This window comes from Streptomyces sp. NPDC043878 (assembly GCF_056435735.1).
On the sequence record NZ_JBWKDW010000001.1, the window covers coordinates 539,380 to 564,495 of the forward strand.

Here is a 25,116-nt window from a genome sequence, read left to right on the forward strand (position 1 = left end):
TTCCGGGATGTGAGCCGGGAGTGAATAGGCCGGTGACTTTGATGGGCTTGCGCCGCTGTGGTCCGCCCGACAGAGCCTCTGAAAGAGATTGGCCGGATTTTTCGCCTTTTGGGGCAACCGGTCCACACTGGCCGGATCGGTTCGGTGACACACCGCACAGGGAAGGCACTGTTGACCCACGGGTAACTACGGGTCTAGCTTTCAAGCACCTTTCTACGCGAGTTTCTCGTGGCGCGGCACGGAAAAGATGCGCTGTGCGAGCCAATTCGTCTTCTGCAGGCCGTAACCCCCCACCATGCAGTCTCACCGTTTATGCGGAGAATCATGACGTCTGCTGTGCGCGCCGAAGACCTGATCATTGGAATCACCCCTTTTCGCGAACCGGACGCCAGGCTCGCCGCCGCCGTCAGCCGGGCCGGCGGACTCGGGGTGCTCGACCTCGGCACCGGTGAGCGAAGATCCAGGGAGGCGCTGGGCCGCCTCGGGCGCTGGGCACCCGGCCCGTTCGGGGTGCGGATCGCGGGCGACTGCCTGCTGGAGCCGGCGGACCTGCCACCGGGGACACCGGCCGGCGGCGGCCCCCACACCGTGGTCCTCGGCACCGACTCGCCCTGGCCGATCTCTCACGTGGTCACCGAACGGCGGGTGTTGGTCGAGGTCACCGCGCTGGACGAGGCCCTGGCGGCGGTCCGCGCCGGCGCGCACGGGCTGATCGCCCGGGGCCGGGAGAGCGGCGGCCGGGTCGGCGAACTGAGCACCTTCGTCCTGCTGCAGCAACTCCTCGCCGAGGACCGCGTCACCCTCCCGGTCTGGGCCTGCGGCGGTATCGGGCCCCGGACGGCGACGGCCGCCGTGGCCGGCGGCGCGGCCGGGGTCGTGATCGACAGCCAGCTCGCGCTGCTCGCCGAGTCGGGGCTCGCGGAGGCGGCGGCCGCCGCGCTGCGGTCCATGGACGGCTCCGAGACCACGGTCGTCGCAGGTCACCGCGTCCTGCGCCGCCGCGGCCCGGACGCCCCCGCTCCCGTCGCCGACGACCCGGCCGCGGTGGCACGGCTGCTCGGCGCGCGCGATCCGCGGACCCAGCTGCTCCCGGTGGGCGAGGACGGCTTCCTCGCCGCCCGGTTCGCCGAGCACTGGAAGGACGCCGCCGGGGTGGTCCGCGCCCTGACGGCCGCCGTCCGGGACACGGTACGGGACGAAGGGCCGGCCGACACGCTGCGCTCCGGTTCCCCGATGAGCAGGGCGCTCGGCACCGAACTGCCCGTCGCGCAGGGGCCGATGACCCGGGTGAGCGACCAGGCGCGGTTCGCCGCCGCCGTCGCCGGGGAGGGCGGACTGCCGTTCATCGCGCTGGCCCTCGCCGGCGGTGAACAGTCACGCGAGGTGCTGGCGCGGACGCGGGAGGCCGTGGCGGGACGGCCCTGGGGAGTGGGGGTCCTCGGTTTCGCGCCCGAGGAGACCAGGAACGCCCAGCTCGAAGCGGTACGGGAGCTGCGGCCCAGCCACGCGATCATCGCGGGCGGACGGCCCTCCCAGGCCGAGGCACTGGAACGGGCCGGCGTCAGCACCTTCCTGCACGTGCCCTCACCCGGTCTGCTGCGGCAGTTCCTGGAGGCGGGCGCACGCCGGTTCGTCTTCGAGGGCTCCGAGTGCGGCGGGCATGTCGGACCGCGCGGCAGCTTCCCGCTGTGGGAGGCCCAACTCGCCGTGCTGGAGGACTACTTCGACAGCGCTGGACCCGACGTGGCGGCGCGGGTCGAGGTGTTCTTCGCGGGCGGCGTGCACGACGAGCGCTCGGCCGCGATGGTCGCCGCGCTCGCCGCACCGCTCACCGCGCGCGGAGCCGCCGTCGGCGTCCTGATGGGCACCGCCTACCTGTTCACCGAGGAAGCCGTCGCCTCCGGCGCGATCCAGCCCCTGTTCCAGGAACAGGTCGTGCGGGCCACCCGCACCACCCTGCTGGAGACGGCCCCCGGGCACGCCACCCGCTGCGTCCCGAGCCCCTTCAGCGACGGATACCGGGCGTTCGAGGCCGAGTTGCGTAACCGGGGCGTGCCCGACCGGCACATCTGGGAGGAGCTGGAGCGGCTCAACGTGGGCCGGCTGCGGATCGCCAGCAAGGGGGTCGAGCGTGACGCGACCGGCGCGCTGGCCCCGGTCGACGCCGAACGCCGGCTCGCCGAGGGCATGTTCATGGCCGGCGAGGTGTCGGTACTGCGTTCGGCGACGACCACGATCGGCGCCCTGCACCGCTCGGTGACCGAGGCCGCCGCCACCTTCCTCACCGAGCGGTGCGCCGTCCTGCGCCCGCGCCTGGGCGGCGGCGAGCCCGCGGCCCAGGAGGCCCCCGCGCCGCTCGACGTCGCCGTGGTCGGCATGGCCTGCATGTTCCCCGACGCCCCCGACCTCGCCGCGTTCTGGGCGAACGTCCTCGGCGGTCACGACGCCGTCGGCGAGGTCCCCCCGGACCGCTGGGACCCCGCCGTGCACTACGCCCCGCCGTCCGCGGACACCCCGGGTGCCACCCCGTCGAAGTGGGGCGGCTTCCTGCCGCGCATCCCCTTCGACCCGCTGGGCTACGGCATCCCGCCCACCTCGCTGGGCAGCATCGAACCCGTCCAGCTGCTCGCCCTCGAAGCCGCCCGGCGGGCCCTCGACGACGCCGGATACGGCGAGCGGGGACGGGAGTTCGACCGGGCCCGCACCTCGGTGGTGTTCGGCGCGGAGGCGGGCAGCGACCTGTCCAACGCCACCACCCTGCGGGCCGTACTGCCCTCGTACTACGGGACCGTTCCCGAGGGGGTGGCCGAGCAGCTCCCGCGGCTGACCGAGGACTCCTTCCCCGGCATGCTCGCCAACGTCATCTCGGGCCGGATCGCCAACCGCCTCGACCTCGGCGGCGCCAACTACACCGTGGACGCGGCCTGCGCGTCCTCGCTCGCCGCCGTCGACGTGGCCTGCAAGGAACTCGTCGGCGGCACCAGTGACGTCGTGCTGTGCGGCGGCGCCGACCTGCACAACGGCATCAACGACTACGTCCTGTTCTCCTCCGTCCACGCCCTCTCCCCCACCGGCCGCTCCCGGGCCTTCGACAGCTCCGCCGACGGCATCGCCCTCGGGGAGGGGGTCGCCTGCGTCGTCCTGAAACGGCTCGCGGACGCCGAACGCGACGGCGACCGGATCTACGGCGTGATCAGGGGCGTCGGCAGCTCCAGCGACGGCCGCTCACTGGGCCTGACCGCGCCCCGCCCCGAGGGACAGCGGGCCGCCCTCACCCGGGCCTACCGCAACGCGGGCGTCTCCCCCGCCGAGGTCGGCCTGGTCGAGGCGCACGGCACCGGCACCGTGGTCGGCGACCGTACCGAACTCACCATCCTGAGCGAGGTGTTCACCGAGGCGGGAGCCACGGCGGGCGGGTGCGCCCTCGGGTCGGTGAAGTCGCAGATCGGGCACACCAAGTGCGCCGCCGGTCTGGCCGGCCTGATCAAGACCGTGCTGTCCGTCCACACCGGCGTCAAGCCGCCCACGCTGCACGTGGAGCGGCCCAACGCGGCCTGGGAGGAGGGCAGCAGCCCGTTCGTCTTCCACTCGCGGGCGCTCCCCTGGGCGGCACCGGCCGGCGAACGGATCGCCGGGGTCAGCGCGTTCGGCTTCGGCGGCACCAACTTCCACCTCGTGGTGGGTGCCCACACGGACGCCGTGCCGCCGGCCCACGGCCTGGACGCCTGGCCCGCCGAACTGTTCACCTTCCGGGGCGCGGACCGGGCGGCGGCCGGACGGGCCGCCGCGGAACTCCTGCGGACGGCGGAGGCGGTCGAGGCGGGCGATCTCCCCTGGCGCCTGCGCGACCTCGCGCTCGCCGCCTCCCGCCGCGCGGACACCCGGCACGACCCGGTCCGCATCGCCGTCGTCGCCGCGACCGTCCCCGAACTGACCACCCAGCTGCGCCGGGCCCTCGCCGGCGAACACGACCCGAGAGCGGGCATCCACCTGTCGGCCGGCGAACCGGCGGGGGCCCGGGCGCCCGACGCGGACCAGGCCCAGGCCGCCTCCGCGGCCGACGGGACCGGCGGCTCCGCCGGCACCTCGGCCGGGACCGGCAAGGTCGCGTTCCTCTTCCCCGGGCAGGGCAGTCAGCGGCCCGGGATGCTCGCCGACGTGTTCGTGGCGTTTCCCGAGTTGCAGCACTACCTGCTGCTGGGGCGGGCGCACGCCGGGGTGCTGTATCCGCCGGCCGCGTTCGACGAGGCCGGGCGGCAGCGTCAGGCGGCCGCTCTCACCGACACCCGGGTCGCCCAGCCGGCCCTGGGCGTCGCCGGGCTCGCCGCGCACGCCCTGCTCACCGAGGCGGGTGTCCGGCCCGACATGGCGGCCGGGCACAGCTACGGCGAACTCGTCGCCCTGTGCGCGGCCGGTGCCATCGGGCCGGAGGCCCTGCTGGAGCTGAGTGCCGAGCGGGCCTCGGCGATTCTCGCGGCCACCGGCGGAGGCGACCCCGGCACGATGGCGGCGGTGGCGGCCGGCGCCGAGGAGCTGGTCCGGACCCTGCGCGCGGCGGGCGCCCCCGGGTCCGTCGTCGTCGCCAACCACAACTCGCCCCGCCAGACGGTCGTCTCCGGTCCGACCGAGGCGGTCGAGACCACCGTACGACTGCTGCGCGAGGCCGGGATCGGAGCCCGCCGCATCCCCGTGGCCTGCGCCTTCCACAGCCCTCTGGTGGCCGACGGCGCCGACCGCTTCGCCGAAGCCCTCCGCGGCCGTCCCGTGCGGGCCCCCGAGTTCCCCGTGTGGTCCAACCGCACCGCCGCCCCCTACGGCGACGACGCCGACGCCATCCGCGGGGAGCTCGCGGCACAGATCGGCGCGCCGGTCCGCTTCGTCGCGCAGATCGAGGCGATGTACGAGGCCGGGGCGAGGATCTTCGTCGAGGCCGGACCCGGCTCCGTGCTCACCCGGCTGGTCGGGCAGATCCTGGGCGACCGCCCGCACCGCACCGTGGCGTGCGAGCCGCGTCCCGACAGCGGCCTGCGCGGCTGGCTCGACGCCCTCGCCCAACTGGCCGTCGCCGGGCTCCCGGTGCGCACCGGACGGCTGTTCCAGGGCCGCGACGCCGTCGACGCGGCCAAGACCCCCCTGCCCGCACGGCCCGGCTGGACGGTCGACGGGCAACTGGTCCGTACCGCCGCCGGAGCTCTCCTCCCCGGTGCCCTCGCACCGGCCCGACGCGTTGTGGAGACGACTGTGACGACGAACCACCCCGACGGCGTCCCGGCCGACAAGGACGCGCTGATCGCCGAGTTCCTGCGCACCAGCCGGGAGATGGTGGCCGCCCAGCGCGACGTGCTGCTGACCTACTTCGGCTCGGCGCCACAGGCGTGGATACCGGCCCCCGCGCCGGCCCCCACGCCGGTCGCGGCCCTCCCTCGGATCCCGCAGCCCGTGACGGTCGCGGCAGAACCGGCCCCCTCGCAACAGCCAGCCACACAGGTCGAGTTGCCTCACGCACCCGCACCCGCACCCGCGGCGGTGACGGAGGCGGACGTGCTCCGGGTGGTCCTGGAGATCATCAGCGAGCGCACCGGCTACCCCGTCGACATGATCGAACCGGATCTCGACCTGGAGGCGGACCTCAGCATCGACTCCATCAAGCGGGCCGAGATCGCCGGTGAGCTGGCCAGGCGCCTGGGCACCGGGGGCGGTGCGGACGCCGCCGCGCTCGACGACGCGGAGCTGGAGGAGCTGGCGAAGGCGCGTACGGCCGCGTCGGTGACCGGCTGGCTCGCGGCCCGCCTCAGCCCGCCGGACGAACGGACCGCATCGCCCGCGCCACCGGTCGAACCGGCTGAACCGGCCGTCCAGGCAACGGAGTCGGGGCCGAAGCGGCAGGAGCCGACGACCGTCACCGGTGAGGCGCCGAAACGGCTACGGCTCCGGCCGGTACTCCTCGCGCACCAGGACGCGGACGGGCCGGCGAACCCGGCCCCCCTGCTGGCCGGTGGCCGGTTCGTCCTGCTCGGTGGCGGCGAGCACGCGGAGGCGGTCGCGGCCCGGCTGACGTCGTACGGCGCCGAGACCCTGGCCCGGCCGGCCGCCCACCTGCTCACCGAGGCGGACGGCCGGGCGGACGGGGTGCTGCACCTGGAATCCCTCACCGCCGGTCCGCCCGTGCTGCCCGACGCGTTCCCCGTGTTCCAGGCCGCGCTGCGGCGCGGCCCGCGCCGGCTGCTCGCCGCCCAGCCGGCGGACGCCAACCCGGCGGGTCTGCACGGCCTGTTCCGCACCGCCGCCCGCGAGTATCCCGGGACCGTCGCACGCGTCGTCGACCTGGCGGACACCACGCCCGCCGCCGTGGCCGACGCGCTGCTCGCCGAACTGCTCGCCCCCGAGGCGGCGGAGGCCGTACCGGTCGTGGTGCGCACCGCCGCCGGCCGGCACGGCCTCGAACTGGTCGAGGCACCGCTCGGCGCCCTCGCCACCAGCGGTGCGGGACCGGCCGGCGCCGGCGCCGCCGAAGCCGCCGCGATCGGCCTCGACCGGGACTCCGTGGTGCTGCTGGTCGGCGGCGCCCGGGGCATCACCGCACAGGTCGCCCTCGCGCTCGCCGCGGCTTCCCGGTGCCGTCTCGAACTGCTCGGCAGGACGCCGGCACCGGCCGGCCCCGAGGACCCGGCGACCGCTGCCGCGCGCACCCCGGCCGCACTGCGCGCGGCACTCGCCGCCCGCGCGGACGGCAGCACCCCCGCGGAACTCAACCGGGCCGCCGAACTCCTGCTGGCACAGCGGGAGATCGCCGCCACCCTGGGCGAACTCGCGGCGCTCGGCAGCCCGGCCCGCTACCACCAGGTCGACGTCCGCGAGGGCGACGCGGTGCTCCAGGTAGTGAAGGAGATCCACGCCGAGCACGGCCGTCTCGACGGCGTCGTCCACGCGGCCGGGGTCATCGAGGACCGGCTGATCGCCGAGAAGAGCACGGAGTCCTTCCAGCGTGTGTACGGCACCAAGACCGACGGCGCCCGGGCCCTGCTGACGGCCCTGGAGGACCTGCCGAACGGCCCCGCGTTCACCGTGCTGTTCGGCAGCGTCTCCGCCGTCGTCGGCAACCGCGGCCAGGTGGACTACGCAGCCGCCAACGACGCTCTGCAGAGCCTCGGTTCCGCCTGGCGGGCCCGTACCGGCCGCCGTGCGCTGACCGTGCACTGGGGGCCGTGGGCGCCCGCCGGCGCGCACACCGGGATGGTGAGCCCCGAGCTGGGGCGCGAGTACGCGCGGCGCGGGATCCGGCTGATCGACCCGGAGGAGGGCACCGCGGCGCTGCTTCGCGAACTGGCCTGGGGCGAGGAGTCCGTCACGTCCGTCGTCTACACCACCTCGGGCTGGTGACATGACGGACCGTCATCTGCCGGTCGCGATCGTGGGGATGGCGGTGCTGCTGCCGGGCGCCGCCGACCTGGACGCGTACTGGCGCAACCTCCTCGACGGCAGCGACGCCATCACCGACGTACCGGAGGGGCGCTGGGACGGCGACTACTACCGTCCCGGGTCCGCGACCGGCCCGGCGGCGGCGGACCGGGTGTACTGCCGGCGCGGCGGGTTCGTCGACGCCCTGGCCGAGGTGGAGGTCACCCGGTTCGGGATCATGCCGAACTCGGTGGCCGGCACCGAACCCGACCAGCTCATCGCCCTGAACGTGGCCGCCGCCGCCCTCGCCGACGCGGGCGGCGCCGACCGCCTGCCGGACCGGCACCGCGTCGGGGTTGTCCTCGGCCGGGGCGGCTATCTCACCCCCGGCCTGGTACGGCTCGACCAACGCGTCCGTACGGCGGGTCAACTCGTCCGCACCCTGGGCGAGTTGCTGCCCGACCTGACGTCTGCCCAACTCGGGCGGGTGCGGGCGGCGTTCACCGAACGGCTGGGGCCCGAGAGCCCCGAGTCGGCGATCGGGCTCGTCCCCAACCTCGCGGCCTCCCGGGTCGCCAACCGGCTCGACCTGCGCGGCCCCGCGTACACCGTGGACGCCGCCTGCGCCTCCTCACTGGTCGCGGTCGACCAGGCGGTGACCGAACTCGCCGCCGGACGCTGTGACCTGATGCTCGCCGGGGGTGTGCACCACTGCCACGACATCACCCTGTGGAGCGTCTTCTCCCAGTTGCGCGCCCTCTCCCCGAGCCAGCGCATCCGTCCCTTCCACCGGGACGCCGACGGCATCCTGATCGGTGAGGGCACGGGCGTGGTCGTCCTCAAGCGGCTGGCCGACGCGGAACGCGACGGCGACCGGATCTACGCCGTCGTCCGGGGCACCGGTGTCGCCAGCGACGGGCGGGTCGCCTCCCTCGTCAACCCCGACTCCGCCGGCCAGACGTACGCCGTGCGGCAGGCCTGGCGGGCGGCGGGCCTCGACCCCGCCGCGGCCGGCTCGATCGGTCTGCTGGAGGCGCACGGCACCGCGACCCCGGCCGGCGACGCGGCCGAACTGGCCACCCTGGCAACGGTGTTCGGGCCCGGGGGCGAGGCGGGTCGCCACCGTGCGGTGATCGGGTCCGTGAAGTCGATGATCGGTCACACGATGCCGGCCGCCGGAGTGGCGGGACTGGTCAAGGCCGCGCTCGCCGTCCACCACGGCGTGCTCCTGCCGACGCTGCACTGCGACGACCCGCATCCCGCCCTCGCCGCCACCCGCTTCCGTCCCCTGGAACGCGCGACGCCCTGGGAGGAGGCACCCGGACAACCGGTGCGCCGGGCCGCGGTCAACGCTTTCGGCTTCGGCGGGATCAACGCTCACGTCGTCCTGGAGCAGGCACCGGGCGCCCGGACACCGCGCCGGACGAGCGGAGCCGGGCCGGCCGCCGCCACCACCGCCCCCGCCGGGACCATCATCCCCGCCCCCACCCAGACCATCAGCCCCGCCGGCCTCTCCGCCCCCTCCGGGACCATCATCCCCGCCGGCACCACTACCCCCACCGGCCTCACCGCCCCTGGCGGCATCACCGGGACGCACGCGGCCCCGACCGCCACCACGAACACCGTCCCCGCCACCGCCGCCGGCCCAGCGACCGAGCCCACGCCCCTCACCGCCCCCACACCCGCCTCCGTCACCGTCACCGAACCCGAGCGCGTCCTGATGCTCGCCGCCGACAGCCCCGACCACCTCGCCGGGCTGCTGGAGGGGGACGACTCCGCCGTACTGGCCGCCGGTCTGGACCCCGCGGGCACGCACCCCTCGGCCGGCCGGTCCCGGCTCGCCGTCGTCGACCCCACCGCCAAGCGGCTCACCCTGGCCCGCCGGGTGGTCGCCAAGGGAGGGGCCTGGACCGGCCGCAACGACGTCTGGTTCACGCCGGCCCCACTGCTGTCCGGCAAAGAGGCCCGAGAGGTCCGGGGCGAGCGCCCGGGCAAGCTGGCGTTCGTCTTCCCCGGCCTCGAAGGGGACTTCGAACCCAGGGTCGACGACGTCGCCGCCCACTTCGGCCTGCCCCCGCTGACGTCCGACGCCTCCGCGCGCGTGGGAGACGTGGGCCGGCACGGCTTCGGGGTCGTCGGCCTGGGCCGGCTCCTCGACGCGGCGCTGCGCCGCATGGGTCTCGTCCCGGACGCGGTCGCCGGGCACAGCGTGGGCGAGTGGACGGCGATGGCCGCCGCCGGGGTGTACTCCGCGGACGAGGTGAGCGGCTTCATGGAGTCGTTCGACCCCGACACGGTGACCGTCCCGGGGCTGGCCTTCGCCGCCGTCGGGGCGTCAGCGGAGCGGGTGCTGGCAGCGCTGGAGGACGAGGGCTGGTCCCGGGCCGGAGTGGTGCTCTCGCACGACAACGCGCCCGGCCAGTCGATGGTGTGCGGGCCGGACGCGGCCGTGCGGGAGGTCGTACGGTCCTTCCGCGCCGAGGGCGTGCTGAGTCAGGTGCTGCCGTTCCGGTCCGGGTTCCACACCCCGATGCTGAAGCCCTACCTGGCGCCCATCGAGGAGGCCGCGAACCGCTTCCGGCTGCACCCGCCGACCGTGCCCCTGTGGTCGGGGACGACCGCGCTGCCGTACCCCGAACGCGACGCCGACGTACGTGCGTTGTTCGTCCGGCACCTGCTGGAACCGGTCCGCTTCCGGCAGCTCGTGGAGGGCCTGTACGCGGCGGGCCACCGCGTGTTCGTCCAGGTCGGCACCGGACAGCTCGGCTCGCTCGTCGGTGACACCCTGCACGGCAGGGCCCACCTGGTGGTGGCCGCCAACTCGCCGCACCGCGACGGCCTCGCGCAGCTGCGGCGGGTGGCCGCGGCCCTGTGGACCGCGGGTGCCGCCGTGGCCCCCGCGCTGCCGCGCGGCACGGACACCGGACGGCGCGGCCGGTCACCGGTACGGCTCGACCTGGGCGGCGCGCTCGTGTCCCTGCACGGCCGGGCGCTGGCGGAACTGCGCGCCGAACTGCGCGCCGGGACGGGGGCCGCGACCGTCGTGGGGGCTCCGCGGGCCGTCGTGGCGGCGGACGGGTTCGCGTCGGCGTCACTGGACGCGCTCGCCGGCCGTTTTCCGGCCGCCGCCGAACTGTCCGCCCTGCTGCGCGAGACGGCCGACACCGCCGCCGCGCTGATCACCGCGGCGGACCGCCGCCCGACCGCGCCGGCCCCGCCCGCACCCCCCGCACCCGTGCCGCCCGCCCCGGCCGCCACCGCCTCGCCCGCCGCCGTACCAGCCTCCGCCATCCGGCCGGAGCGGCGCACCACGGTCCACGTCTCCCCCGACTCCATGCCGTATCTCCTGGACCACTGCTTCTTCCCGCAGCGTCCCGGCTGGCCGGACGTCGCCGATCGCTGGCCGGTCGTGCCGGCGACGACGATCGTCCACCACATGATGGAGGCGGCCCGGCAGGCGGCCCCGGGGCTGCGGGCGGTCGCCGTGCACGCGGCGCGCTTCGACCAGTGGCTGACGGCGACCCCGCCCGTCGACGTGCCGGTCACCGTGAGCGCCGACGGGCCGGGAAGGTTCGCGGTCGCCTTCGGCCCGCGGGCCCGCGCGGTGGTCGAAGTCGCCGCCCGGCACCCCGTACCACCGCCCGCCCGCTGGGTCACCGACCCCGCCGCCGAGCGCGTCCCCGACCACGCCGCGGCCCAGCTGTACGCGGAGCGGTGGATGTTCCACGGCCCCGCCTTCCAGGGCGTCACGGAACTCACCGGGATCGGCGAGCACCACGTACGCGGTGTGATCACCACGCCTCCCGCGCCCGGGGCGCTGCTCGACAACGTGGGGCAGATCCTCGGCTACTGGATCATGGCGACCCGCACCGAACGGACCGTGGTGTTCCCGGTGCAGATGCGGGAGATGCGCTTCCACGGGCCGCACCCGGAACCCGGCACCGCGGTGGAGTGCCTGGTGCGGATCACCTCCCTCACCGACACCGTGCTGGAGGCAGACGTACAACTCACCGTCGGGGGCACGGTGTGGGCGGAGCTCACCGGCTGGCAGGACCGCCGTTTCGACAACGACCCGCAGACCAGGCCCGTCGAACGGTTCCCCGACCGCAACACCCTGTCCGAGGCCCGGCCGGGCGGCTGGTCGCTGCTGCACGAGCGGTGGCCCGACCTCGCCTCACGCGAGCTGATCATGCGCAACTCCCTGAGCAGCAGGGAGCGTTCGGCGTACGCCGAGCACGCCCCGCGAGGCCGCAGGCAGTGGCTGCTCGGCCGTATCGCCGTCAAGGACGCCGTACGCCGACGGCTCTGGGACGACGGCGAGGGGCCGGTCTTCCCGGCGGAGATCCTGGTGCGCAACGACGAGGTGGGACGCCCCTACGTCACCGGTCTGCACGGGCGTGAACTGCCCGCGCTGGACGTCTCGCTGGCCCATCGCGCGGAGACCGGGGTGGCGATCGTACGGCCGCACACGCCGGGTCCCGGCCCGGGCATCGACATCGAGGAGGTCGTCGAGCGCCCCGAGGCGACCCTCTCCACCGCGCTCACGGCGGACGAACTGCGCCTGCTGCGGGAGCGGTGCGCGGCCACCGCGGAACCGGAGGCGCTGTGGTTCACCCGGTTCTGGGCCGCGAAGGAGGCCGTCGCCAAGGCCGAGGGAAGCGGCTTCGGCGGCCGTCCGCGGGACTTCGCAGTGCTCGAAGCGGCCGACAGCGGCCGGTTGTTGGTCGCCGGGCGGTTGGAGCGGGCGTACACCGTGCACCACGAGCGGGCCGTCAATCCCCCGAACCTGCCGGAGCGCACCTACGTCGTGGCCTGGACGACGGGCCCGGCGCAGGACGTCCTCGACGGCCGGGCCGACCTGGAGAAGGAGACGTACGACCGATGAACCCCACCCCCCACGGAGACCGGACGGACCGCACCGGCCGCACGGCCGAGCAGGTGGTCCTCGCCGACATCGCGGGCATGCTCGCGACACTTCTCGAGGACGAGTACGGCCTCGACCTCGTGGAGATCCGCATGACGACCACCTTCAACCGCGACCTGGAACTGGAGAGCATCGACCTGGTGACCCTGGCGGGCCTGCTGCAGGAGCGGTACGGCAGGCAGGTCAACTTCGCCGAGTTCCTGGCCGGCATGGAGTTCGACGAGATCATCGAGCTCACCGTCGGCCGACTCGTCGAGTACGTCGTGCAGAGTCTCAAGGCAGCCGAGGCGGGCTGAGCCATGGTGATGGTCGACACCGGACGACTCCGGATGCACGTACAGCGGCTGGGCCCGGACGACGGCCGCCCGGCCACCGCCACCGTGGTGCTCGTGCACGGCCTGCTCACCGACAGCCTGGCCAGCTACTACTTCACCGTGGCCCCGCCGTTCGCCGCCGCCGGCCTGGACGTGGTCATGTACGACCTGCGCGGTCACGGCCGCAGCGACCGGCCGGCCGGCGGATACACCCTCGACGACGCCATCGACGACCTGGAGGCACTGCTCGACCGGCTCGCGGTGCGGGGCCCGGTCCACCTCGTGGGCAACTCCTACGGCGGGACGGTCGCCTTCGGCTACGCGGCCCGCCGGCCGGAACGGGCGGCGAGCGTCTGTCTGATCGAGTCGGAGCCGGCGACCGCGGCCTGGGCGGTGAAACTGGGCGGCATCCTCGACCGGGTGACGCACCAGCTGGCGCACAACGAGGCCGACGCCCTCGCCTGGATCACCGCGAACCGGGGCCACAACACCGCCCGGCTGGCGAGAGGCGCGGCACGTCTCGCCCGGGAGACCAGCCTCGCCCGGGACATCCCGGACGGCCGGGTGCTGACGGAGGACCGGATCCGGGCCGTGCGCTGCCCGGTGCTGGGTGTCTACGGCGGCGACTCCGACCTCGCCCTGCTGGCGCCGTGGCTCGAATCGCTGCTGCCGGACTGCCGCACGGTCGTGGTCCCGGGCCACGAGCACTCCGTACTGGTCGAGGCGGCGGGAGTGGTCGGCGGACACGTGCTGTCGCTGATCCGGGAAGCGAGCGTCCCGGGGGCGGGTGCCTCCGGGCCCGCGAGGGCGGGGGCGGCCGCCCGGTGAGCAGGTTCCTGTTCGTGGTCCCGCCGCTGGTGGGCCACATCAACCCGGCGGCCGGTGTCGCTGCCGCACTGGCCGCGCGGGGCCACCACCCGGCGTGGGCCTGCGCCGACCCCGGACTGGTCCGGCGGCTGGCCGGCGAGGACGCGGTGGTGTTCCCGTGCGCCGGGCCCGTCCCCGGCTCGGGCGAGGGCGTACGCCCCCCGGACCTGCGTGGCCCGGAGGCGCTGAGGTTCCTCTGGGAACGGTTCCTGGTACCGCTCGCCGAGGACATGGCCCCCGGGGTCAGGACGGCCGTCGACGAGTTCCGTCCGGACGCGGTCGTCGCCGACCAACAGGCCCTGGCCGGAGGGCTGGTGGCCGAGCTGCTGGGCGTGCCGTGGGCCACCTCCGCCACCACCTCGGCCGAGTTCACCGACGTCCTGGCGGGCATGCCGAAGGTCGCGGACTGGCTGGCGGGGATCCTGCGCACGCTCCGCACCCGGGTCGGCGACCCGTCGGGCACCGCCGACCCCCGGTTCTCCCCGCATCTCGTGCTCGCGTTCAGCACCCCGGAGCTGGTCGGCCCCGGCGCCAGGACCGACCGGCAGATCCACTGGGTCGGCCCGGCGGTCTCCCCGCGCCCGGCGCCGCCCGGGTTCCCCTGGGACTGGCTGGACCCCGGCCGGTCGGCGGTCCTGGTCACCCTCGGCACCGCCAACACCGACGTGGGCGGCCGTTTCCTCACCGAGTGCCTGGCCGCGGTGCGCGCCCGCGCGGACCGGGTGCAGGCGGTGATCGCCGACCCGGGAGGCGTCCTCGGCACCGGCGGCCCTACCGGCGACCGCCGTATCGCGGGCGGCCGTACCGTTGGCGGCCCTACCGCCGGCGGCCTCGCGCCCGGTGACGACAAGGACGTGCTCGTCCTTCCCTCGGTCCCCCAACTCCCGCTCCTGGAACGGGTGGACGCGGTGGTGTGTCACGCCGGGCACAACACCGTCTGCGAGGCCCTGTGGCACGGCGTCCCCCTCGTCGTGGCGCCCATCCGTGACGACCAGCCGGTGGTGGCCGGGCAGGTGACCGGCGCCGGGGCGGGTGTCCGGGTCCGCTTCGGCCGGGTGACGGCCGCCGGCCTGGGGGCGGCGATCGACACCGTCCTGCACGAGCCCGGCCCCCGCGCGGCGGCCGGACGCATCCGTACGGCGTTCCGCGCCGCCGGCGGCACCGGGGCCGCCGCCACGCGGCTCGAACTGCTGGCCGGCGGCGCGACCACGAAGGAGGCCCCATGAGCGACGACCACGAGCCCGCGTCCCCCGGCCGTACCGAGCAGGTCGCCGCGCTGCGGCCCGGCTACCGGGCCGATCTCGCGGACGGCACCGGGCGGTTCTTCGAGCCGCGGCGCACCACCTGCCCCTGGTGCGGCTCGGACCGGCTGACGACCCGCCTGCGCACGACGGACCTGCTGCAGCACAAGCCGGGCCGCTTCGTCCTGGACCGCTGCGGTGACTGCCGGCACACCTTCCAGAACCCCCGGCTGAGCGCGGCGGGGCTGGAGTTCTACTACCGCGACTTCTACGACGGCCTGGGCGAGAAGCAGCTCGGCAACACCTTCGCGAGCCGCGGCCGTATGTACGAGCAACGGGCCGCCGCCCTGCTGCCGTTCGCGTCCGGGCCGAAGAACTGGCTCGACGTCGGCACCGGGCACGGGCACTTCTGCGAGTCGGCCGCCACCGTCCACCCCGGCACGGTCTTCGACGGCCTGGACTTCACCGACGGCGCCGAACTCGCCGAGCGGGCGGGGCGGGTGGAGCGCGGCTACCGCGGCAGCTTCCCCGAACTGGCCGGGGACCTCGCCGGCTGCTACGACGTCGTCAGCATGTTCCACTACCTGGAGCACAGCACGGAGCCGCTGCGCGAACTGGAGGCGGCCCACCGGGTGATCCGTCCCGGCGGTCACCTGCTGATCGAGGTCCCCGACCCCGACAGCCGGTACGCCCGGCTGCTCGGCCGCTGGTGGCTGCCGTGGCTCCAGCCGCAGCACCTGCACTTCGTGCCGGCCGGCAACCTGCGCCGCAGACTGACGGAGCTCGGCTTCACGGTCCTTGCGGAACAGCACGCCGAGCCGCACGACCCGGTGGACCTGCTGGCCGCCGTCTGGCTCGCCCTCGACGCGGCCGCGCCCCGCGACGACCTGCCCTGGCTGCCCGCGCGGCCGAACGCCCTGCGCCGCATCCTGCGGGCCGCGACGCTGATCGCCGGTGTTCCGGCCCTGCTGCTCGGCACGCTCCTGGACCGGTTCGCCGTCCGGCCCTTGTCGCACCGGCTGGGGCTGTCCAACGCCTACCGCCTGGTGGTACGACGGGACTGAGCGGGCCCCCGGGCCGCTCGCGTCGCCCGCCCGCCCGCGCTCCTTCGGCTCCCTGGTGCACCGCGGGGTGCTGTGACGGCGGGCCCGGCAAGCGGTGACGCGCCCCTACGGAACACCGAGTTCGAAGAGCGCGTACCCCGCGTAGGAACCCGAGGCGATGGCCGCGACACCCAGCACGGTGCACAGCATCGGCAGCCGCAGTCGCCGGAGTTGGAGGGCGAGCGGGATGAACAGGGGGAAGGCGGGGAGCAGATAGCGGGAGACGTTGCAGAAGATCTGCTGGCTGCCGAGGACCAGGGCGAGGGTGAGGAGGGTGTAGACGGTCAGGACGGCCGGGGGGCGCAGCCCCAGGAGCAGCGGGACCAGGAGCGCGGCCAGCAGGACGACGGCGACCCCGATGGTGTCCGCGAAGGGGAACGCGAAGAGGTAGTCGAAGCGCCCCACCGCGACGGAGGTGAGGACGTCGCCGGTCTGGTCGCCGTAGTCGAACTTGTGGGCCCACGCGCCGTCCTGGAGGACGAAGTAGCCGCTGAGGTCGCCCATCCGGTCGCCGACCCACAGCAGGTAGCCGAAGAGGCCGAGCGGGGCGATGAGGATCGCGGTGAGCGGGCGGGCGACGCCGTCCTGGCGCCGGTGCAGGGCGAGCAGCGCGGCGACGGTGAGTCCGGCGATGAGCGCGCCGGCGGTGGGCCGGTTGAGGCCGGCGGCGAAGGTGAGGATGCCGGCGGTGAGCCAGCGGTGGTTCATGACGGCGTGGCAGGCCCACACCGCCAGGGCGACGTAGAGGGACTCCGAGTAGCCCGCCCACTCCGTGCCGGAGCCGGGCCAGACGGCCCACAGTCCGGCCGCGGCGAGCCCGGCCCGCGGGCCGCCGAAGTGCGCGGTGACGGCGTAGATGCCGAGGGCGGCGACGAAGGAGGCGACGACCGAGACCAGCATCCCGGCGCCGTAGACGCCGAGACCGGTGCACGCGGACACCAGCCGCATCGCCGCCGGGTAGAGCGGGAAGAACGCCGCCGAGTTGCCTTCGAGGGTGATCAGTCCGGTGGCGCCGGGGACCGGGACGAGCGCGGGGTTGTAGCCGTGTTCGGCGATCTGCTGGTACCACCAGCCGTCCCAGCTGGCCAGTACGTCCCAGGCGTGGGCGCCGCCGCCGAAGCGCGGGTTCTTCTTCCGGAAGTCCCCGGCGGAGTCCAGCAGGTACATGAAGACGGCGAAGCCGGTGAGCTTGAGCACGCCGTACAGGGCGAGGACGGGCAGGTGCTCCCGGGCCGCTCGGCGCAGCCGCGGGCCGGGCGCCTGCCGGGCGTCGGAGGGGCCGGCGTCTTCGGCGGGGTCGGTGCCGAGCGCGCCGGTCTGTGTGATGACGTGGTTCATGCGGCCGTCGACCCCGTCCCGCGGCGCCGGACGGGGAACACCCAGGCGCGGAAGAGCAGGAAACGCACGAGTGTGGCCGCGAGGTTGGCGGCGACCAGCACGCCGACCTCCGTGGGGCGCCCGACGCCGGGTGCCGCGCGGTGCAGCGCGGCGAGCGATCCGCTGGTGAGGGCCAGGCCGACCAGGAAGACCAGGAGACCCTTGGCCTGGTGGCGCAGCGCGCCGCCGCCCCGCAGTCCGAAGGTGAGCCGCCGGTTGGCGGCGGTGTTGGCGATCGCGCACGCCAGCAGCGCGAGGGCGTTGGCCGCCTGCGCGCCGGTGGCGGGGCGCAGCACGGCGTACAGCAGTACGTATCCGATGGTGCTGACCGCTCCCACGGCGGCGAAGCGCAGCAGTTGTCCGGCCAGACCACCGCGCGCGGTGTCGTCGGCGCCGCGGCTCAGCCCGGCCATCGGGAGGGTGCCGCGGGACAGGGCCCGGCCGATCCTGGCGATGCCGCGCAGGTCGGCGAGGGCGGTGGAGAGGATGTCGACGCGGCTGTCGGGGTCGTCCGTCCAGTCGACGGGCACCTCGTGGATGCGCAGTCCGGCCCGCTCCGCGATCACCAGCAGTTCGGTGTCGAAGAACCACTGCGAGTCCTTCACCAGGGGCAGCAGCCGTTCGGCGACATCGCGCCGGACCGCCTTGAAGCCGCACTGGGCGTCGGAGAAGCCGACGGCGAGGGTGGAGCGCAGCAGGACGTTGTAGCAGCGTGAGATGACCTCCCGCTTGGGGCCGCGCACCACCCGGGAGCCGCGGGCCAGGCGGGTGCCGATGGCGATGTCGGAGTGCCCGGAGATGAGCGGGGCGACCAGCGGCAGCAGCGCCGTCAGGTCGGTCGACAGGTCCACGTCAAGGTAGGCGAGCACTGGCGCCCGGGATGCCGACCAGGCGGCGTGCAGGGCCCGGCCGCGCCCCTTCTCGGCCAGCCGCAGCCACTGCGTCTCGGGCAGTTCGGCGGCCAGCCGGGCCGCTATGCGCGGGGTCGCGTCGGTGCTGGCGTTGTCCGCGACGGTGATCCGGAACGGGTAGGGGAAGGTCTCGCGCAGGTGCGCGTGGAGCCGCCGGACGCTCGGCTCCAGGTCGGCCTCCTCGTTGAACACCGGGACGACGATGTCCAGGACGGGTTCGCGGTGGTGCGCCGGCACGGGTGTGCGGAGCGGCAGTCGGTCCATCGGATCGTCCGTCGGTGAGGAGGGGGCCGGCACTGCGGCGGCCAAGCCTGTCTTTGTCACGTTCCATCCATGGTCGTGGTCGGTCGCGGGCGTCCCCGAAGCCACCGGCGGCGGCGGGGGTGCGCTCAGGACGGCGTGGTCGTCGGTGTCGGTGGCGCGCTCGGCGTCCCCGTGTCGGAGGGCGCCGAGGTGAGGGTCTCGCTCGGTTCGGCGCCCACCGAGACCGAACTGCCCGTCGTGGTGGGCGCCGTGGGCTGTTCGGAGTTCCCCGCGTCGCCGGTCGGGGACGGGCCGCCGGGGGTCCCGGACGGGGACGCGCCGGTGGTTCCGGAGGCCGGGGCGTCCGGGGTCGGCAAGGTCGTCGGAGCGGGGGACGCCGGGCCCGTCACGGGCCGGGGCAGGGGGGCCTGCGGCCGGTTCTCGACCCGGTCGTGGGGCAGCAGGAAGAAGCCGATGCCCAGTCCCGCGACGGCGAGGACGGAGCCGACGGCCTTCTGGGCCGCGCGCGCCCGGCGGCGGGCCCGCACGTCCGCCCGCAGCCGCGACTGGTGCCGCGGCTCGAAGGGGGTGTGCTCCCGGGAGTCGCGCATCATGCGCGTCAACTCGCGCTCGAAGTGGTCCATGGACTCCCCTTCACCCCACCGGCTCGATGACGTCGGCCAGGATCAGGCGCAGCCGTGCCACGCCGCGTGACGCGTGGGACCGGGCGGTGCCCACCGGGCACCCCAGCATCTCCGCGACCTGTTTCTCGGGCAGGTCCTGGTAGTAGCGCAGCACCACCGCCGCCCGCTGCCGCGGCGGCAGTTGGGCCAGGGCCGCCTCCAGCCGGGAGCGCTCGGCGACCGCGGTGGACACGTCGTCCGCCTCCGGGAGGTCGGGCAGCTGCTCGACCGGGCGCTCGCCCCACCAGCGCCGTCGCGCCGAGCGGGCGGCCGCGCGCACCAGGATTTTGCGCACGTACGCCTCCGGAGCCTCCTCGGCGATCCTGGGCCAGACGAACCAGAGCTTGACCAGGGCCTCCTGGAGGAGGTCCTCGGCCCGGTGCCGGTCGCCGCCCACGAGCAGCCGCGCGAGGTGGAACAACGCCGACCAGCGGGCCGCCACGAACGTGTCGAACCCGTCGGCTCGTTCCTGCTCCATCCGCACCGCCCCCGCTTCGGCATCCCCTTACACCTGGGAAAAGACGTTGAGCCCGCCGCCACGATGCGCTCGGCGCCCGTGATCCGGGTCACACCTGTCTGCGGGCGGGAGACGGCCGGGCACGTCCCACGGGCTGTCCGGGCCGGGCAGCCCGTGCTGCGGCACCGGGGTCATTCGCGGCGTGCGCGTCTACCCTGGGGAGCCATGGAAGGGGCTGCTGCGGGTACCGGTGCGTCGAGTGAACGGCCGGACTCCGACGGGTCGTTCGGCCCGCTCGTCGTGGCGGCGCAGCCGCCGGTGCTGCGGGCCGCGCACGTGGAGCTCCCGGAGGAGAGCCCCGACCCGGCACTGCTGCCCACCATCACGCTGCTGGAGCGCGCGGTGACCCGCGGCGCCGAACCGGGCGGGTTGCCGCTGCCGCAGGGCGAACTCCTCGCCGGGCAGTACCGGCTGATCCGGCCGCTGGGCTACGGCGGGATGGGCGAGGTCCACCTGGCCCTGGACACGCGGGTCGACCACCGCGAGGTGGCGATCAAGTTCCTGCACCCCCGGCAGGCGGCCGTCGGCGCGGGTGCCCTGGCCCGGGAACGGCGGGCCCTGGTCGACCTCAGCCACGACGACATCATCCGGGTCTACAACTACGGCCACCATCCCGAGGTCGGGGACTTCCTGGTCCTGCAGTACGTCGACGGGCTCACCCTGGAGGAGGTGCGGGCGCGGGCCCGGGTGAACCCCGACGAGTTCGGCGGCGGCCGCTTCCACGAGTTCGTGCTCGCCTACGGCGTGCGTCTGCTGGCCGCGCTCGGACACCTGCACGCCGACCGGCCCCCGAAGGTGTACGGGGACCTCAAGCCGGACAACGTCATGCACGACGGCACCACCACGAAGATCATCGATGTGGGCAGCGTCCGCCCGGCCGGCCTCCCCGGTCACACCACGGCCGGGTTCCGGGCCCCGACCGTCGGCCCGGACGGCGAATCCACCGGCCGGGACGACCTGTTCAGCCTGGGCGAGACACTGCGGCGGCTGAGCGGCCTCGGGCGTTCGGCCGCGGACCTGGCGGCACTGGTCTCCCTGGACACGCTCGCCCCGCCGGGGACGCCGGGCAGCCCCGCGCACCCGGCGGCCGACGACATGACGGCGCCCGCGCCCCGGGGTCTCGGTCTGCTCTCCCTCGCCCGCGTGCTGCACCGCGCGACGCGGGCGGAAGCAGCCGACCGGTTCGCCACCGCGCAGGAGATGGAGGAACAACTGCGGGGCGTCTTCCGCGAGTTACGGTCCCTGCGGACCGGCGAGGAGACCTTCGAGCCGTCACCTCTGTTCGTCCAGTCGCCGTACGCCCTCGACGGCACCCTCGGCTCGGCGCCGCCGCTCGCCCGGTGGGCCGTGCCCGAGGTCCCCGCCGGGTACGCGCCGCCGTCGCCCGTCGAGGTCGCCCGGCGCCTGCCGGTCCCGCGGCCCGACCCGTACGACGACCACCATCTGGAGCTGAGCCGGCTGGCGGACGCCGCTCCGGAGGCGCTGCTGCAGCACACCGGGGACTGGCAGGACTCGCCGGAGGTCCATCTGCTGCGCTGCCGCCTGCGGTTGCGGGTGCCCGACGGCGGCACCGGCACGGCCGAGCGGGAACTGCGGTCCGCCGAGGCGCTGATCGGACCGGGCCGGGCCCCGCACGACTGGCGGCTCGCCTGGCACCGCGGGCTGCTCGCGCTGGCCCGTGACCGGGTGGAGACGGCACGGCTCCACTTCGACCGGGTGTTCGCGGCCATCCCGGGCGAGTACGCGCCGAAGCTCGCCCTCGGTCACTGCGCCGAGCGTCTGGGCCGCTGGCACGAGGCGTTGACGTTCCACGAGGCGGTGCGGCTGCGCAACCCGTCGCTGGGCAGCGCGGCGTTCGGCGCGGCGCGCGCCCGCCTCGCCCTGGGCGGCGAACGGGCCTGGGAGGACGCCGTACGGGCGCTCGACGCGGTGCCTCAGCACTCCCGGCACCGGACCGCCGCGCGGACCGCGGCGGTGCGCATCGGGGTCGGGCACGTACGGACCGCCGGGCCCGCCGAGGAGGTGAGCGAGCGGCTGCGCGCGGTGCTGGAGCGGCTGGCCCGGCTCTTCCACGCGCACGGGCTGACGGACGAGCAGGCCAGGGTCCGGATGACGGCGGAGGTGTGGGAGACCCTGCGGGAGACGCTCGCGCGGGGGGCCCTCGACGCGCGGGCCCTGGCCGCGCTGGCCGCGGGCGCCGACGTACGGCTGGGTCTGCCCGCCGACGAACAGGGCCTGCGCGCGGACCTCTCCCGCCTGTACCGCGCGCTCGCCCACCAGGCCGCCCGGTCCGCCGCCCCCGAGGACGCGGCCGTCGCCGAGACGCTGCTGGACCGGGCCTACGAGGTCCGGCCGCTCGCCTTCCGGCACCGCAGGGACGGCCCGTGGCCCGGCAGGAGACTCGCCGACCGGCTGCGGGCGCTCGCCTCCGCGCCACGGCCGGCACCGGCACCCGCGCAGGCACCCGCACCCGCACAGGGCCGGAACACCCCGGCGGCCCGCGAGTGAGCCGGGCCATCCGGCCGGAACGGGCCGCGGCCGGTGCGGCTGCCGGCGGCGCGGAGACCGACGGGGCCGAGGCCGACGGGACCGGCATCGACCGGACCGAGGCCGACGGCGACCGGCGCGTCCACCTGCCGCGCGGCGCCCGGACGGTCCGCGCCGTCCGTGCCGTCGCCGTCGAACTGGCCCGCCGGCTGGGGCGTTACGCGTGGCCGCCGGCCGCGGGCCGCCGCAACCGGGAGTACCTGCGGGACCGGCTGGTCGCGCTGCCGCTGCTCGCCGTGGTGGGGTTCGGGGCGTTCGGCTGGGCGTACGCGGACGTGCGGGCCGACTCGGTGTACGTGCGGGACCGACTGGCGCCCGCGCTGGTGGACCTCGCCGACGTGCGGGCCTCGCTGTTCATCGCGCAGGGCGAGGCCGAGGCGCGGCTGCGTTCGGGCGGTTCGGCGGAACTCGGCGGGCTCGGCGAGCGGTACCGGACCCGGGTGGCGCGGGCCACGCAGAGCCTGAACCAGGTCACCCGGGGCGGGGCGCTGACCGTGGCCGAGGAGCAGGAGCTGCGGGTGGTCTCCGCGCTGGTCGTCGACTACACGGGGTGGATCGGCCGGGCCCAGGGGCACGCGGGCGACCCGGTGCTGCGGGACGCCGAACTGACGTACGCCCGCAGCATGTTGTGCTCCACGCCGGTTCCCGCCGCGCACCGGCGGGACCGCTACCCGGCGTGTCCGTCGGCGGCCGGCTCCACCGGCGACGCCACGTCGATCGTGGACCGGGTGTCCGGCCTGGAGCGGCGCCTGCGAGAACGGCTGGCGCAGCGGGCCGCCTGGGGCGGGCGCGTCCTCGCGGCGGCCGTGGTCTCCGGGCTCGCCCTGGTGCTGCTCGCCGCCGGCCTGTGGCGCACCCTGTCCTTCCTCCGGCGCCGCTTCCGCATCAGGCTCAGCGTCCCGCTGGCGGCGGCCGCGCTGCCGCTGCTCGCGGTGCCGGCCCTGACCGCCGACGCACTGCTCGCGCAGCACGCGCAGACCGCGGCGGGCCCGGTGGCGGACGCGCTGGCCCGCAGGACCTCGCCCGGCACGGAGACGGCCGCCGAGGAGCGTCCCTTCGACGGCCCGGACCCGTGGTCCGTGGAGGTGCTGGGCCGGCGCCTGGACGACACGCTCGCCGACGGGCGGCTGGGCTTCCTCGACGGGGCCGCATTCTGGGTGTTCCCGGCGGGTCTGGCCGGCGCCGCCCTGATCGCCGGCGCCCTGCACGGCTACCGCCGCGAGTACCTCGTGGTGGCCCGGCCCGGAGCCGTCTCATGACAACCCGGGTGCGCCGTGGCGCCCGCCGTGCCCTGCGGGTGCTGGTCGCGGCCTGTCTGCTCACGCTCGTGCCGGGCTGCGCCTCGCGCGCCCCGGCCCCCCTGGTGGTCCTGGGCCCGTGGACCGGCGCGGAGGGCGACGCGTTCGAAGCCGCCCTGGAAGGGCTCGACGACGGGACCGGCCGGACGTACACCTACGAGGGCACCCGTTCGCTGCGCGAGACGCTCGTCTCACAGCTGGAGGCCGACGACCCGCCCGACGTGGCGATCCTCAACAGCATCGGCGAACTCACCGAGTACGCCCGCCGCGGCCGGCTGAAGCCCCTCGCCGAGGAGACCGCCGCGCGCGCCTACCCGCCGTGGGCGCCGACGCTGCTGGTCGACGGCGGCCGGCGGACCTACTGGGTTCCGCTGAAGGTCGACCTGAAGAGCCTGGTGTGGAGCGAGAAGGCCACCCCGGACGGCCCGGACGACGTCCCGGTGTGGTGCGTGGGGCTCGCCTCGCAGGCCACCTCGGGCTGGCCCGGCACCGACTGGATCGAGGACATCCTGCTCCACCAGGCCGGTCCCGCCCGGTACGCGGAGTGGGCCACGGGCCGGCTCGGCTGGCGCACCCCGGCCGTCGAGCGGGCCTGGACGACCTGGGCGGGACTGCTGGGCACCCGCTCGGCGGCCTCGGTGGAGCGGTCCCTCACCACCTCGTTCGAGGGCATCTCCGTCGCCGGACGGCCGCGCGGGCTGCTCGACTCCCCCGGTCTCGACTGCACGCACGAGCACCAGAGTGCCTTCATCCGGTACGTGTACGCGGGCGACGACGTCCGGGTGGAACCGTCGGCCCGGTTCCTCGACGGGAAGGCCGAGTACCGCGACACGTTCGAGGTCGCGGGCGACATGGCGGCCGTCTTCAGCGCCGACCCGGCCGCCCAGGAACTGGTGGAACGGCTGTCCAGCCCGGCCGGGCGGGAGCGCTGGCGGGCGAAGGCGGACCCGGCGGTCCGCCCCCTGTTCCCCGGCACGACCGGCCTCACGCCGGCCACGCCCGCGAACCCGGCCGAGCGGGAGATCGACTCGCTGCTCCACTCCCGGGCCCGCACGCTCTGCTTCGACGCCTCGGACGTGATGCCGCCGGAGCTGCGGGACGCCTTCCACCGCGCGGTCCTGGAGTTCTTCCGGGACCGCACCCGGCATCGACTGGCGTCCCTGTTGCGGGAGTTGGACGCCGTACGGGTGCGGGCCGAGGCCGACTGGGCCGACGACCGCACGTTCCGGCCACCCGAGGACATCTGTGCGCGTCCCGGCGGGTGAGCCGCCCGCTCAGCTCTCGTCGGGCGTCAGCCGCAGTGAGACGGAGTTGATGCAGTACCGCTGGTCCGTCGGCGTCGCGTACCCCTCACCCTCGAACACGTGCCCGAGGTGTGAGCCGCAGCGCGCGCAGCGCACCTCGGTCCGGACCATGCCGTGGGTCCGGTCCTGGATGAGCTCGACGGCGTCGGTGTCCTTCGGGTCGTAGAAGGACGGCCAGCCGCAGTGCGAGTCGAACTTCGTGGTGGAGGTGAAGAGTTCGGCGCCGCAGGCCCGGCAGGAGTAGACGCCGGTCGCCTTGGTGTCGGTGTACTCGCCGGTGAAGGCGGGCTCCGTCGCCGCCTGCCGCAGGACGGCGTACTCCGCCGGCGTCAGCTCCTCACGCCACTGCTCGTCCGGCTTTTCGACGTCGTACGACATGAACCTCAGCC

At 75.2% G+C, this 25,116-nt stretch carries 14 protein-coding genes; 9 read left to right on the forward strand and 5 right to left on the reverse strand.

Features of this window, described 5'->3' with window-relative positions; all coding sequences use genetic code 11:
• Positions 1-324: 324 nt before the first annotated feature.
• Genes AC07AZ_RS02350 through AC07AZ_RS02375 form a run of 6 tightly spaced genes read left to right on the forward strand, consistent with a single transcriptional unit; the run spans position 325 to position 15,808 of the window.
• Positions 325-7,380: an SDR family NAD(P)-dependent oxidoreductase gene (locus AC07AZ_RS02350; protein WP_478842907.1), complete on the forward strand. Its 7,056-nt coding sequence runs from the start codon at positions 325-327 to the stop codon at positions 7,378-7,380.
• 1 nt (position 7,381) lies between these two features.
• Positions 7,382-12,283 (forward strand): beta-ketoacyl synthase N-terminal-like domain-containing protein, encoded by a 4,902-nt coding sequence (locus AC07AZ_RS02355; RefSeq protein WP_478842909.1) that lies wholly within the window; start codon positions 7,382-7,384, stop codon positions 12,281-12,283.
• A complete protein-coding gene (locus AC07AZ_RS02360) occupies positions 12,280-12,618 on the forward strand; it encodes an acyl carrier protein (RefSeq protein WP_478842911.1) in 339 nt (112 codons plus the stop codon). The genes AC07AZ_RS02355 and AC07AZ_RS02360 overlap by 4 nt, the downstream gene beginning before the upstream one ends.
• 3 nt (positions 12,619-12,621) lie before the next feature.
• Entirely contained in the window at positions 12,622-13,464 is an 843-nt protein-coding gene (locus AC07AZ_RS02365) for an alpha/beta fold hydrolase (RefSeq protein WP_478842913.1), read from the forward strand.
• Entirely contained in the window at positions 13,461-14,729 is a 1,269-nt protein-coding gene (locus tag AC07AZ_RS02370) for a glycosyltransferase (protein WP_478842915.1), read from the forward strand. Before AC07AZ_RS02365 ends, AC07AZ_RS02370 begins: the two co-directional genes overlap by 4 nt.
• Positions 14,726-15,808, forward strand: a complete 1,083-nt coding sequence (locus AC07AZ_RS02375) for a class I SAM-dependent methyltransferase (RefSeq protein ID WP_478842917.1) — start codon at positions 14,726-14,728, stop codon at positions 15,806-15,808. The genes AC07AZ_RS02370 and AC07AZ_RS02375 overlap by 4 nt, the downstream gene beginning before the upstream one ends.
• A gap of 105 nt (positions 15,809-15,913) precedes the next feature.
• Here AC07AZ_RS02375 and AC07AZ_RS02380 read toward each other — a convergent pair whose 3' ends face one another.
• From AC07AZ_RS02380 to AC07AZ_RS02395, 4 genes are all read right to left on the reverse strand, one after another.
• Complete coding sequence (locus AC07AZ_RS02380) at positions 15,914-17,185, reverse strand: hypothetical protein (RefSeq protein WP_478842919.1); 1,272 nt, start codon at positions 17,183-17,185, stop codon at positions 15,914-15,916.
• A complete protein-coding gene (locus AC07AZ_RS02385) occupies positions 17,182-18,399 on the reverse strand; it encodes a bifunctional glycosyltransferase family 2/GtrA family protein (RefSeq protein ID WP_478842921.1) in 1,218 nt (405 codons plus the stop codon). Before AC07AZ_RS02385 ends, AC07AZ_RS02380 begins: the two co-directional genes overlap by 4 nt.
• A 125-nt stretch (positions 18,400-18,524) precedes the next feature.
• Entirely contained in the window at positions 18,525-19,022 is a 498-nt protein-coding gene (locus tag AC07AZ_RS02390; protein ID WP_478842923.1) for a cellulase, read from the reverse strand.
• A gap of 10 nt (positions 19,023-19,032) precedes the next feature.
• Complete coding sequence (locus AC07AZ_RS02395) at positions 19,033-19,539, reverse strand: SigE family RNA polymerase sigma factor (RefSeq protein WP_478842925.1); 507 nt, start codon at positions 19,537-19,539, stop codon at positions 19,033-19,035.
• A 204-nt stretch (positions 19,540-19,743) separates the two neighbouring features.
• Here AC07AZ_RS02395 and AC07AZ_RS02400 point away from each other — a divergent pair, with 204 nt between their 5' ends.
• From AC07AZ_RS02400 to AC07AZ_RS02410, 3 genes are read left to right on the forward strand one after another with little or no spacing between them, the layout of a single operon-like run.
• Complete coding sequence (locus tag AC07AZ_RS02400; RefSeq protein ID WP_478842927.1) at positions 19,744-22,086, forward strand: tetratricopeptide repeat protein; 2,343 nt, start codon at positions 19,744-19,746, stop codon at positions 22,084-22,086.
• The gene (locus tag AC07AZ_RS02405; RefSeq protein ID WP_478842929.1) at positions 22,083-23,384 is read left to right on the forward strand and encodes a hypothetical protein; all 1,302 of its coding nucleotides are present in this window, start codon (positions 22,083-22,085) and stop codon (positions 23,382-23,384) included. The genes AC07AZ_RS02400 and AC07AZ_RS02405 overlap by 4 nt, the downstream gene beginning before the upstream one ends.
• Positions 23,381-24,688, forward strand: coding sequence for an alpha-glucoside ABC transporter substrate-binding protein (locus AC07AZ_RS02410; protein WP_478842931.1), 1,308 nt, complete (start codon positions 23,381-23,383; stop codon positions 24,686-24,688). Before AC07AZ_RS02405 ends, AC07AZ_RS02410 begins: the two co-directional genes overlap by 4 nt.
• Before the next feature lie 9 nt (positions 24,689-24,697).
• On the opposite strand, the gene msrB is transcribed toward AC07AZ_RS02410, so the two are convergent.
• On the reverse strand, positions 24,698-25,105 hold the full coding sequence (gene msrB, locus AC07AZ_RS02415; protein ID WP_356036082.1) for a peptide-methionine (R)-S-oxide reductase MsrB: 408 nt from the start codon (positions 25,103-25,105) through the stop codon (positions 24,698-24,700).
• Positions 25,106-25,116 lie beyond the last annotated feature (11 nt).